Here is a 12,454-nt window from a genome sequence, read left to right as displayed (position 1 = left end):
CCCAACGCGTTACGACAGCTTGCCGACGGCCTTTTCCAGGAGGTCCCAGGCTTGGTCGCCATACTTGCCCTTCCACTCGGCATAGAAGCCGGCGGTCCGCAGCTTGTCGCGGAACGGCGCCACTGTGGGCTGATTGAAGGTCAAGCCCTTGGCCGCGAGCTCCTGCTGCAGATTGGCATTGAGCTTGGCGGTGTCTTCACGCTCCTTGACGGCAGCGGCATTGATGTTCTTGGCGACGATGGCGCGCACGTCCTGCGGCAGCTTCTCCCAGGCTCTGCGGTTCGCCAGGAACCAGAAGCCGTCCCACATGTGATTGGTCAGCGAGCAGTATTTCTGCACCTCGTAGAGCTTGGCGGTCGAGATGATCGCCAGCGGGTTCTCCTGGCCTTCGACGATCTTGGTCTGGAGCGCCGAATAGACCTCGCTGAAATTGATCGAGGCGGGCGCCGCGTCGAACGCCTTGAACATCGAGGTCCACAGCGGCGACACCGGTACGCGGATCTTGAAGCCCTTGAGGTCGTCAGGACCGGTGATCGGCTTGCTCGACGAGGTGGTCTGGCGGAACCCGTTGTCCCAGATCTTGTCCATCACCTCGAGGCCGGCCTTCTTGATCTCGCCGCGGACATGGGCGCCGAGGTCGCCGTCCATGGCCTTCCAGACCGTGTCGTAGTCCGGGAACGCGAAGCCGATGCCGTTGATGGACGCCGCCGGCACCAGGGTCGAAAGGATCAGGCCGGACAGCGTGAAGAACTCGACGCCGCCCGAGCGGATCTGGCTCAGCATGTCGGTGTCGGACCCGAGCTGGTTGTTCGGGAAGATCTGGAGGTCGAACTTGCCGTTGGTCTCGGTCTTGATCGCCGCCGCCATCTCCTTGGCGCGTACGTTCAGCGGATGGGTGTCCGGCAGGTTATTGGCGTATTTGTAGGTGAACTCGGCGCTCTGGGCCCGGGCCACATGGGGCGCACCGATGCCGCCCAGGACCGCGGTCGCGGCGGAGGCCTTGAGAAGCGTGCGTCGGGAAAAGCGCGTTGAAAAGACCATGGGTCTGCTTCCTCGGAAGGTTTGTTGTTGTTCTGAGATGCAAACCTATACGGACGGAAGGCCTGAAGGTCATCTGCGATCTCGCGAGGCCTCGCTTATTGCAGCCGGACAAGGTCCCGGCAATATCGGCTGTCGCAGAGATGGGCCGGATTCAAAATCTGAAAAACAACCCCATGCACAGTAGCCGTCGAGACCCGGGGCGGCGTCGCGGCCCGGACCGAAAATCGCGCTTGGGCGAAGGTGCGGTCGCAGGAATTGCAGCTAAATATTTGATCTCATTGTATATAAATATATTCCATAATATACCTTATGCGAATTATGGATTAGGCTGTGGCCGCACGCGACCTGCCGGTCGGATCTCCGCCTGAACTGAGCGCCCATCGCCAAATCTGTGCGTCCTTTCCGCCAGTGAAGGACCTGCGGCCACTGCCCCGGCCGAGCGGCTATGCGGCTCTGGTGTGCAGCAGCTCCGAGGGTGCCGTAAGCGCGTCAGTCCGCCGAAAGCGATCGCAGCCAGGCCAGCCGCGAGATCGCGCGCTCGGCAAGTTGCTGCAGGCGTTCGAGATGGGCCGCGTCGCTCGACCGCTCGGCGCCGTCGAGGTAGCCGTCGACCAGGGCCTCGGCGATCTCCAGTGGGCCTTTGCGCTCCATGGACGCCGGAAAGCTCCCGAGGCCCACGGTGGCGTCGGCCATCTCGATCGTCTGCTGGCGAATGTCCTGGGTCCGGATTGCTGCTGGCCCGCTCAGGCGTTGTTCCAAGTCGCTGAGCTGCAAGACCAGGCGAAGCTCGAGCCTTTGCGCATCAATTTGCCGCAGAGGCACGGACGACGCCTCGGCGCCGCTCCGTTCGTGCTCGCGATGATAGGCGCGGCGCCTCTCCTTCCGCAGCGTCGCGACATGGCCGAGCTCTTCCTTGGCCATTGCCTCGGACGCCTTCTTGATATCGCGGTCATCGGAATAGGCGGCGAGATAAGACCAGAACGCAAAGGCGCGCTCCTCGTTGCGGACCGCCATCGCGAGCGCGCGGTACGGCGTCATCAAGCGCGACGTTTTGACCTCAGCGGCGGATTCCGGGGCGAGCGTTTCCGGCGCCTCCCAACGCACCATGGCGGGATCCGGAATCTTGCCGCGCCGAGATTGCGACCACCGCGTGACGCTGTCGACATGCTCGCGCTCGGCGGCGGCGAGCTTCGCGAACACGTCTGCGAGATCATCCTTGCCCTGTTCGCGCATGTCATCAGCAAGAGCATCATACCTTTTGGCTGCCTCCTGCTCCATTGCATGCGCTAGCGCAAAGAGTTCGTCGAGCGACTGCAATACACCTGCGGGCTCAGCGCTCAGCAATGAAGTGCGCAGGAATGGCATGGCAAGGACTCCAAATGCAGGCTTCTGATTCAGCTCAGCGCGAATACAAATATTTTCGCTGGCCTTGACAGATGTGGGCACGCGCGATGACTTTGACACGTCAGCGACGACAAATCATCGAAGAAGAATCTCAAGGCACGCGCGTCCCGGTGGGTCGCGCAGATCGCATTTGAACCGATATGTTGAAGCGACCGGATGACGATACCGCCTTCACAAGGCGTGCGGCGCTAGCGCTTGCGCGGCTTGCTGCTGATGTGTCTGGCGTACGTTTCGCCCGCATGCGCCGCCGGTGACTTACCAGCATACCTGCCGAAGCTTACGCCTGCCGAATTTTTCCCGGATGCGGATCGTTTCGGCCCGCCGCAAGGCGATCCGCCCATTGTACCGGTGTACCGCGGCGATCAGCTTCAGGGATTCGTTTTCCTCAACTCCGATTTTGCGAACTCTGTCGGGTACTCGGGCAAACCGATTCACTTGCTTGCCGGAATTGATCCGAAAGGCGTCATCACCGGGATCAAGCTCGTCGATCACAAGGAGCCGATCGTGCTGGTCGGCATTCCGGAGGCGCGCATCGTCGCCGCCATGAACTCCCTGATCGGCAAGGACATGAAGCCTGTCGCAAGTGGTGCCGAGAAGCCGCCGCAGGTCGACATCGTGAGCGGCGCGACCGTCACCGTGCTGGTGATGGGTGACAGTGTCGTCCGCGCCGCGTCCAAGCTCATCCGCGGCGGACGCATCGGCGGCGGTGACGCCGCGGCGGCTTCGGCCGCCCTTCCCCCTGTCGTCAAGACGCTCGATCTCGGGCGCAGTGAAGTGCGTGACTGGGAGAGCCTCGTCGGCGACGGCTCGGTGCGCCGGCTTCAGCTCGGCATCGGCGACATCAACGAAGCCTTTGCGAAGTCCGGCAGCGCCGCGGCGAGCCAGTATCCCGAACCGGGTGACGCGAGCGATACCTTCATCGACCTCTACGTGGCGCTGGTGACCGCGCCCACGATCGGCCGCAGCCTGCTTGGCGAGGACGGCTATCAGCGGCTGAAGGACAGCCTGAAGCCCGGGCAGCAGGCCATCGTCGTTGCCGGCAACGGCCCCTACTCGTTCAAGGGTTCGGCCTATGTCCGCGGCGGCATCTTCGATCGTATCGAAATCCTGCAGGAAGGCAACAGCACCCGCTTCCGCGACCGCAACCACACCCGGCTCGGCGCACTGGACGCGGTCGGCGCGCCCGAGTTCAGGGAAATCGGCCTGTTCGTCACCCCGCCTGAGTTCACCCTGGATCCGACGCAGCCGTGGCAGCTTCAATTGCTGGTGCAACGCAGTCTCGGCGGCCGCGACAAGGCGTTCCTGACTTTCGATCTCGGCTACACCCTGCCCGACAGTTATATACGCCGCGAGCAGCGTGCGGTGACGGTACCGGAGAGCGCGGCGCCTCCGGCCTCGCAGCAGGCCAACGCTGCGGCCGCACCGCCCCCGGAGGCGGACGAACCTCTGTGGATGCGGATCTGGCGGTCGAGCACCGTCTCGATCGGCATCACCGCGTTCATGCTGGCCGTCCTCACCGGCATCTTCTTCTTCCAGAACCTGCTGGTGCGCCGACCGGTGTTCTACACCTGGGTGCGGCGGGGTTATCTCGCCCTCGTTCTGGTCTGGCTCGGCTGGTACGCCAACGCGCAGCTCTCCGTCGTCAACGTCGTCACCTTTACCAATGCGCTGGTGACGGGCTTCCGCTGGGAATTTTTCCTCGCCGCTCCGCTGATCTTCATTCTGTGGGCTGCAACGGCCGGCGGGCTTCTGTTCTGGGGCCGAGGTCCGTTCTGCGGTTGGCTGTGTCCCTTTGGCGCGCTCCAGGAGCTCACCAACACGGCCGCGAAATGGCTGAAGGTGCCCCAGATAACGGTGCCGTGGGGGCTGCACGAACGGCTATGGCCGATCAAGTACATCATCTTCCTCGGTCTGTTCGGCCTGTCGCTCTATTCGGTCGACATGGCCGAGCGGTTCGCCGAGGTCGAGCCGTTCAAGACCGCGATCATCCTGAAGTTTTCGCGAAGCTGGCCGTTCGTCGCCTACGCAGTCGCCCTGCTCGTCATCGGCCTCTTCATCGAACGCTTCTTCTGCCGCTACCTCTGCCCGCTCGGCGCCGCGCTCGCGATCCCCGGCCGCATCCGGACGTTCGAATGGCTCCGCCGGTGGGAAGAATGTGGGTCACCCTGCCAACGCTGCGCCAAGGAATGCCCGGTGCAGTCGATCCATCCTGAGGGGCACATCAACGTCAATGAGTGCATCTACTGCATGCATTGTCAGGAACTCTATTACGACGATCACCGCTGCCCGCACATGATCCAGGTGCGGCTCAAGCGCGAGAAGTTCGCGGCGATGTCCTCGCCCGCGATGCGCCCAGGCGGCAAGGGTCCAGCGACCGTCATCACCGCCGGCGGCAAACCTGTCGGCGTTTCACCCGTCGCAACTCCACCCCCAAACTGAACCGAAAGCCGAGGAGGCAATCATGAGTGAAAACGAAAAGGCAAAGGGCGTCAGCCGACGAACCGTGCTGGGAACGACGGCGGCCGCAGCGGGCGTGGGCCTGGCTGGCGGAGCGGCGATCAAGGACGGCGGCTTCGTCTCATCTGCGGACGCGCAGACCAAGAATGCTGCTCCGAAAGCGCCGGCGGCACGGCCGGCCGTGCAGAAGACCGAGGTCGCGCCCGGCGAGCTCGACGAATATTACGTGTTCTTCTCGAGCGGCCAGTCCGGCGAGATGCGAATCGTCGGCCTCCCCTCGATGCGCGAATTGATGCGTGTTCCGGTGTTCAACCGGTGCAGCGCGACCGGTTGGGGCCAGACCAATGAAAGCCTCAAGGTTCTGACCGAAGGCATGCAGCCCGCGACCCGCGAATTCCTCAAGAACCGCGGCGGCACGTTCATGAACGGCGACCTCCACCACCCCCATATTTCGTTCACGGACGGCACCTACGACGGTCGCTATGCCTACATGAACGACAAGGCCAACAGCCGCGTCGCGCGGGTGCGGCTCGACATCATGAAATGCGACAAGATTGTCGAACTGCCGAACCAGCACACGGTCCACGGCCTGCGTCTGCAGAAATATCCGCGCACGGGCTATGTGTTCGCCAACGGCGAGGACGGCGTGCCCTTGCCCAATGACGGCAAGGTCCTCGACGATCCCAAGCAGTATCACTCCATCTTCAGCGCGATCGACGGCGAAACGATGAAGGTGGCCTGGCAGGTGATCGTCAGCGGCAACCTCGACAATGTCGACGCCGACTACCAGGGCAAGTATTGCTTCGCGACCTGCTACAACGGCGAGGAAGGCGTCACGCTCGCGGAGATGACCGCCAGCGAGCAGGACTGGGTCGTCATCTTCAACATCAAGCGGATCGAAGAGGCCGTAAAGAAGGGCGACTTCAAGGAAATGAACGGCGTGCCCGTGATCGACGGCCGCAAGGGGTCGGCGTACACGCGCTACATCCCGGTCTCGAACAATCCGCACGGCATGAACACGGCTCCGGACGGCATCCACATCGTGGCGGCCGGAAAGCTCTCGCCCACCGTGACCGTGATGGACGTGCGCCTGTTCGACCAGTTGTTCGACGACAAGATCAAGCCGCGCGACGTCGTCGTCGCCGAGCCTGAGCTTGGCCTCGGCCCGTTGCACACCGCCTATGACGGCAAGGGCAACGCCTACACCACCCTCTTCCTCGACAGCCAGGTCTGCAAGTGGAGCATCGACCTCGCCAAGCGGGCCTTCAAGGGGGAGAAGGTCAATCCCATCCTTCAGAAGCTCGACGTGCACTATCAGCCGGGCCACAACCATAGCTCGATGGGCCAGACCAAGGAGGCGGATGGAAAGTGGCTGATCTCGCTGAATAAGTTCTCGAAGGACCGTTTCCTGAACGTCGGCCCGCTCAAGCCCGAGAACGATCAGCTGATCGACATCTCCGGCGATCAGATGAAGCTGGTGCATGACGGCCCAAGCTTTGCCGAGCCGCATGACGCGACCATCGTCCACCGCTCCAAGATCAACCCGATCTCGATCTGGGATCGCGCGGATCCGATGTTTGCGGATGCGGTCAAGCAGGCCAAGGCGGACGGCATCAACCTGGAGGCCGATTCGAAGATCATTCGCGACGGCAACAAGGTGCGCGTCTACATGACGTCGACCGCGCCAGCGTTCGGCCTCGAACAGTTCCAGGTCAAGCAAGGCGAGGAAGTCACCGTCTTCATCACGAACATCGACGCAGTCGAGGATCTCACGCACGGCTTCTGTATCGTCAACTACGGTATCAACATGGAGATCGGGCCGATGGCCACCTCGTCGGTGACCTTCACGGCCGACAAGCCGGGAGTCTACTGGTACTACTGCTCCTGGTTCTGCCACGCCATGCACATGGAGATGAAAGGCCGGATGTTCGTCGAGCCCAAGTCGGTTTGAAGTCGGTTTGAAGTCGGCCTGATCGGAGCGACCTCGTGGGTCTGTTGTCACGCATGTTTCCGGCGGCGCTGGTCGCCGCCGGATTGTCCGGCTTCGCCGATGCGGAGACCTTGACGGCTGCGCCTGGGCAGCCGCTGCAAGCGGTGCTGGATGGAGCGCGCGCCGGCGACGTCATCGAGCTTGCTCCCGGCGAATATCACGGCTCGATCCGGATCGACCGTCCCCTGGAGCTGGTCGGGAGCCGAGGCGCGGTGCTCGACGGCGACGGCTCCGGTAACGTCATCACCGTCAGCGCGCCCGACGTCACTATCCGCGGCGTGACCATCCGGGCATCCGGCCGCGATCTGCAGCAGATGAATTCCGGGATCTTCCTGCAAAAGACCGCCGAACGCGCCAAGATCGAGGACAACCACCTGGTGGGAAACCTGTTCGGCGTCTATGTGCACGGCGCCAGGGGCTCCCGGGTCGTCCGCAACGAGATCGAGGGACTGCGCGGCGGGCGCCTCAGCGAGGCAGGCAACGGCATCTCGCTGTGGAACGCGCCCGACGTCACCATCGCGAACAACATGTTCCGCTACGGCCGCGACGGCATCTTCTCGATCTCCAGCAGCAAGGACCGCTTCATCGACAATCGCTTCGAGCAGGTTCGTTTCGCCGTCCACTACATGTACACCAACGACAGCGAGATCAGCGGCAACGTTTCGATCGGCAACCATGTCGGTTACGCCATCATGTATTCGAACCGTCTGGTGATCCGCGGCAACTCCTCAGATCACGACCGCGACTATGGGCTGCTCTTCAACTACGCGAACTATGCCCAGATCGAGGGCAACCGGGTCACGGGCGGCCCGCTCGGCTCGATGACACAGAGGGCGGAGGACGGTCCCGCCGACGAGCGAGGAATGCTTCCGCAAGCCAAACGGGAGAGCACTCTGAGGAGTGGCCCGGAGAAATGCGTGTTCATCTACAACACCAATCACAACAAATTCCGCAACAACTGGTTCGAACGCTGCGCCATCGGCGTGCACTTCACGGCGGGCTCCGAAGGCAACGAAATCACCGGCAATTCCTTCGTCAGCAACGCCAACCAGGTGAAATATGTCGGCACCCGGCACCTCGACTGGTCGACCGGAGGGCGCGGCAACTACTGGAGCGATAATCCGGCATTCGACCTGAACGGCGATGGAATCGCCGACACGGCGTACCGGCCGAACGACCTCATCGACCGCGTGCTGTGGACGGCGCCGGCTGCGAAGGTCCTGATCAACAGCCCCGCCGTCCAGGTGATCCGCTGGGCGCAGGCACAGTTTCCCGCGCTGCTGCCGGGCGGCGTGGTCGACAGCCATCCGCTGGTGTCGCCGCCGCGGACCCCGGTGAAGGAAACACGATGACCAGCACGGTACGTGTCAGCGACGTCACCAAGGTGTTTGGCCGGGTCGAGGCCGTGCGCGGTGCGTCGTTCACGCTTGGCCAGGGCGAGCTGGTGGCCTTGATCGGGCACAACGGCGCCGGCAAGACCACGCTCATGAAGCTCATGCTCGGGTTGATCCGGCCGACCAGAGGCGCCATCGAGGTTCTCGGAGACAACCCCGCCGCCGGCGAATTCGCAGGCCGACGGCAGCTCGGCTACCTCCCCGAAAACGTCTCCTTCGACCCCGCCCTCACCGGCCGCGAGACGCAGGCCTTCTACGCCAGGCTGAAACGAGAGCCGGTTACCAAGGCGCTGGAGCTGCTCGACGCGGTCGGACTCGGAGCCGCCGCCCGCCGCCGGGTCAACACCTATTCGAAGGGCATGCGCCAGCGGCTGGGGCTCGCGCAGGCGCTGCTTGGCGAGCCGCGCGTGCTGCTGCTGGACGAGCCGACCACTGGTCTCGATCCGGAGCTGCGGCAGACCTTCTACGACATCATCGCGCGGCTCGCGGCGCGCGGCGCGACCGTGCTGCTGTCGTCGCATGCGCTGACCGAGCTGGAGGAGCGCGCCGGCCGGGTCATCATCATGAACCGCGGCATCAAGGTCGCGGACGGATCGATCGACGAGCTGCGTCGCCTCGCCCGCCTCCCGACCCGGATCCGTCTCAAGGTGGCCGGCCTCGCGCCCAGCGAGATGCCGGGCTGGGCTCCGCAAGACGCCACCTGCCGCCGTCTGAACGGCCACATCGTCGAGATCGACGCCGCGCCGGAGCGGAAGATCGAGCTTCTGCATCGCGCGACGGCCGCCGGCAATTCGGTCGAGGACGTCGACGTGGTCCCGCCCACCCTCGACGAGCTCTATGCTCATTTCCTCCGGCAATCGGAGCAGGCGCCATGAATGTCCTGATCATCGCCGCCAAGGAAGTCCACCAGGCCATCCGCAATCGCTGGGTGCTTGCCGCAACGCTCCTGCTCGCCGGGCTTGCCCTGTCGCTGACCTTTCTCGGCAGCGCGCCGACCGGAAACGTGGGTGTTCGCACCCTGGATGTGGTCATCGTCAGCCTGTCGAGCCTGACGATCTTTCTCGTTCCACTCATCGCGCTTCTGATTTCCCATGACGCCATCGTCGGCGAGATGGAACGCGGAACGATGCTGTTGCTGCTGAGCTATCCGGTCGCGCGATGGCAGGTGCTGCTCGGCAAGTTCTTAGGCCACCTCGCCGTCCTCGCATTTGCGACCTGCCTCGGCTACGGCGCGGCGGTCGGAGCGCTGGCGGCGACGGGCAGCCAGATCGATAGCGACAGTTTCCTGGCGTTCGGGGCGATGGTGGGCTCCTCGGTGCTGCTCGGCGCCGCTTTCGTCGCCATCGGATATCTGGTCAGCGCGCTCGTGCGCGACCGCGGAACGGCAGCCGGCATCTGCATCGGATTATGGCTGCTGCTGGTGCTGATCTACGACATGGCGCTGCTGGGCATGCTCGCGCTCGATCAGGGGCGCAGCATCTCGGCGAGCGTGCTTAACGCCATGCTGCTGTCGAATCCGACCGACGCCTACCGGCTGATCAACCTGACCGGGTTCGCCAATGTCAGCACCTTCGCCGGCATGGCTGGCCTTGCCCAAACCACGTCCCTGACGATACCGGTCCTTCTGACCGCCCTGCTCTGCTGGACTCTGCTGCCGCTGGGGCTGGCCGCGCTCGCCTTCTCGCGGAGGGAGCTATGAGGCGCCGAACGATCCTCCTCGCCTTGCTCGTGCCGCTCGTGCTCGCCGGCTGCAACGAGAAGCAGGCCGCGAAGATCCCGCCGCCGCATCGGATGACCGCGGAGGACATCGGCCATTACTGCGGCATGAACGTGCTCGAGCACCCGGGACCGAAGGGCCATGTCTTTGCCGCGAGCCTGATCGAGCCCGTCTGGTTCTCGTCGGTGCGCGACACGATCGCCTTCACCATGCTGCCCGACGAGCCCAAGGACATTCAGGCGATCTACGTGTCCGACATGGGCAAGGCGCCTGAGTGGGACAAGCCCGGCGCCGATAACTGGATCGAGGCACGCAAGGCGCTCTACGTGATCGAGAGCCGGGTCAAAAGCGGCATGGGCGGTGACGAGGCCGTTCCGTTCTCGGACCGGGCGGCGGCCGAGAAGTTCGCCGGAGAAAACGGCGGCCTGATCGTCGGCTTCGACGAGGTGCCCCGGGACTATGTCCTGACGTCGGCGAATGCCGCCGGCGCCGTTGCGGCCGACGAAGCGGCCGAAGGGCCGCCGGGCGAACGATCGAGGAGAACGCCATGACGCGAACACTGACGCGCCGACGCTTCATCCGGATCAGCGCGGCGGCCGCGGGCCTCGGCGCGCTGGCTCCGGGACACTCCGTTCGTGCAGAGATCGCGCCGGTCACCTGGCGTGGCACGATGCTGGGCGCGGTGGCCACGATGGAGATCCACGACGAAGACCGCAGCCGGGCGGATCGGCTGATCTCGCTGGCCCGCGCCGAGGCGCGGCGGCTCGAGCGGCTGTTCAGCCTTTACCTGAACGATTCCGCCCTGGTTGCGCTGAACCGGACCGGTGTCCTGATCGATCCCGCCGCCGAAATGGTCGATCTGCTATCGACCTCGCAGCACTATTCCACGCTGACGGGCGGTCTGTTCGATGTCACGGTGCAGCCGCTGTGGGAGCTCTACGCCAGCCATTTCGCGCGAGATGACGCGGATCCGGCCGGTCCTGCGGCGGCCGCGATCGAGGCCGCGCTCGCGCGCATCGGCAGCAGCCGGCTGTCGATCAGCCGCGACCGGATCGTGATGCCCAAGGGCATGGCCGTCACCCTGAACGGGATCGCGCAAGGCTACGTCACGGACAAGGTGGTCGACCTGTTGCGGGCGCACGGCATCTCTCGCAGCCTGGTCGACATGGGCGAGGCCCGCGCGATCGGCGCGCGTCCGGACGGAGGGCCCTGGGAGATCGGCATCGCCGATCCCGACATTGTGGACCGCACGAAGACGGTGCTGCCGATCGTCGACCGCGCCGTATCCACCTCCGGCGGCTACGGCTTCCAGTTCGATTCCAGCGCGCGCTTCAACCATCTGTTCGATCCGCGATCGGGCGGCTGCGCTCTCCGCTATCGCAGCGTGACGACGGTGTCCCGCTGCGCGACCGCGGCGGACGCATTGTCAACGGCGTTCAGCCTGATGCCTGAAGATAAGATTCGATCGCTCTTGCCGCATGTCGACATCGACCGCGTGCATCTGATCGATGGTGCCGGCCAATCGATCGAATTGTCGGCGTAACCTTGCGCGCTACTGCAGTGGCAGCAGCTCCAACTGGCTCTGCGCCTTCTTGACGGCCGCGGCGTACCAGCTCTGGCTCGACGCTTCCCTGGCGAAGCATTTCGTGTAGGCGTCCATGGCCTGATCCTCGCGGGCCATGTCGCCGCGCGGGTCCTTCTTGTTGACGGGCTTCGCCATCATCTGCTTCCACACGCGCTCGCATGCCGGGATTTCGGCCGTCTTCACCGCGTTCGATGTGGCGAGGAAGTAGACCTTGTCGCCCTTGGTCGCGACGACGTCGATTTCATCCGGCGGTCCCTTGAGCCCGCCATTGCCGCGCAAGCCGAGCACGGCAACTGCAGCGCTCGCGGATGCGGGCTTTGTGATCGGCAGCTCGGCATATTTGGCGAAGGCGGCGTCCTGGATCGCATGATAATAGAAGCGGTCGGACTTGAACGCGGCGCCGCTCTCCTGCGGCATGCCGTCCTCGCGATGCTCGCGCAGCCAGTGCGCCAGAAGCGGGCTCGTGGTTACGACGGCTTGCGTCTTGTAGCCTTCCGAGGCGAAGCTTAGCCCGTCGAGATGGCCGAAGCCGATATCACTCTTGAAAAGCGTGTCGACGTTCGACTTGCCGTCTGCGGGGAGCCCCTTGATCGTGACCGGTCCCACCAGGCCGCGCAGCACGCCCGCCAGCTCCTTGAGCGCCGCATCATGCTGCTTGTAGATCTCGTCGCTCTCCTTGGCACTCGAGAATTTTGCGATGTAGCGGTCGCGCAGGTCGAGATAGTGCTGCTCGGGCGTGGCCGCATGGACGGGCGTCGCCAGGACGAGCAGGCAGAGCAAGGCAAGCGATTTCATTCGATGTCCGCGGACTGGGAGCGATCTCCAGTCTTTGTGCCGGCTGGAGGCGGGAAGGTTCATCCGCAACG

Annotated in this window: 10 protein-coding genes; 7 read left to right on the top strand and 3 right to left on the bottom strand. The window is 64.2% G+C overall.

The genetic code is table 11. The features are described 5' to 3' along the window. Positions 1 to 9: 9 nt before the first annotated feature. Together GGD66_RS03905 and GGD66_RS03900 are read right to left on the bottom strand one after the other, a co-directional pair. Positions 10 to 1,041, bottom strand: a complete 1,032-nt coding sequence (locus GGD66_RS03905; RefSeq protein ID WP_092258178.1) for a TRAP transporter substrate-binding protein — start codon at positions 1,039 to 1,041, stop codon at positions 10 to 12. 489 nt (positions 1,042 to 1,530) lie between these two features. Then, positions 1,531 to 2,406, bottom strand: a complete 876-nt coding sequence (locus tag GGD66_RS03900; protein WP_092258180.1) for a ferritin family protein — start codon at positions 2,404 to 2,406, stop codon at positions 1,531 to 1,533. A gap of 252 nt (positions 2,407 to 2,658) precedes the next feature. Here GGD66_RS03900 and GGD66_RS03895 point away from each other — a divergent pair, with 252 nt between their 5' ends. The 7 genes from GGD66_RS03895 to GGD66_RS03865 are packed head-to-tail and all read left to right on the top strand — an operon-like array spanning position 2,659 to position 11,546. Then, positions 2,659 to 4,884: a NosR/NirI family protein gene (locus GGD66_RS03895; protein ID WP_183257145.1), complete on the top strand. Its 2,226-nt coding sequence runs from the start codon at positions 2,659 to 2,661 to the stop codon at positions 4,882 to 4,884. A gap of 22 nt (positions 4,885 to 4,906) precedes the next feature. Further along, positions 4,907 to 6,853 carry a TAT-dependent nitrous-oxide reductase gene (gene nosZ / locus GGD66_RS03890; RefSeq protein ID WP_183256920.1) on the top strand — a complete coding sequence of 649 codons (1,947 nt, stop codon included), beginning with the start codon at positions 4,907 to 4,909 and terminating at the stop codon, positions 6,851 to 6,853. A gap of 53 nt (positions 6,854 to 6,906) precedes the next feature. Beyond that, complete coding sequence (locus GGD66_RS03885) at positions 6,907 to 8,244, top strand: nitrous oxide reductase family maturation protein NosD (protein ID WP_210321482.1); 1,338 nt, start codon at positions 6,907 to 6,909, stop codon at positions 8,242 to 8,244. Continuing rightward, positions 8,241 to 9,161, top strand: a complete 921-nt coding sequence (locus GGD66_RS03880; RefSeq protein ID WP_183256918.1) for an ABC transporter ATP-binding protein — start codon at positions 8,241 to 8,243, stop codon at positions 9,159 to 9,161. Before GGD66_RS03885 ends, GGD66_RS03880 begins: the two co-directional genes overlap by 4 nt. Further along, a complete protein-coding gene (locus GGD66_RS03875; RefSeq protein ID WP_183256917.1) occupies positions 9,158 to 9,985 on the top strand; it encodes an ABC transporter permease subunit in 828 nt (275 codons plus the stop codon). The genes GGD66_RS03880 and GGD66_RS03875 overlap by 4 nt, the downstream gene beginning before the upstream one ends. Beyond that, on the top strand, positions 9,982 to 10,554 hold the full coding sequence (locus GGD66_RS03870) for a nitrous oxide reductase accessory protein NosL (RefSeq protein WP_183256916.1): 573 nt from the start codon (positions 9,982 to 9,984) through the stop codon (positions 10,552 to 10,554). The genes GGD66_RS03875 and GGD66_RS03870 overlap by 4 nt, the downstream gene beginning before the upstream one ends. Then, positions 10,551 to 11,546 (top strand): FAD:protein FMN transferase, encoded by a 996-nt coding sequence (locus tag GGD66_RS03865; RefSeq protein WP_183256915.1) that lies wholly within the window; start codon positions 10,551 to 10,553, stop codon positions 11,544 to 11,546. The genes GGD66_RS03870 and GGD66_RS03865 overlap by 4 nt, the downstream gene beginning before the upstream one ends. Before the next feature lie 9 nt (positions 11,547 to 11,555). On the opposite strand, the gene GGD66_RS03860 is transcribed toward GGD66_RS03865, so the two are convergent. Continuing rightward, positions 11,556 to 12,383, bottom strand: coding sequence for a hypothetical protein (locus GGD66_RS03860; RefSeq protein WP_183256914.1), 828 nt, complete (start codon positions 12,381 to 12,383; stop codon positions 11,556 to 11,558). Positions 12,384 to 12,454: the final 71 nt, after the last annotated feature.

The sequence above is a fragment of the Bradyrhizobium sp. CIR48 genome, assembly GCF_014198315.1.
Taxonomy (GTDB): domain Bacteria; phylum Pseudomonadota; class Alphaproteobacteria; order Rhizobiales; family Xanthobacteraceae; genus Bradyrhizobium.
This window is presented reverse-complemented; position numbering and strand designations above follow the sequence as displayed.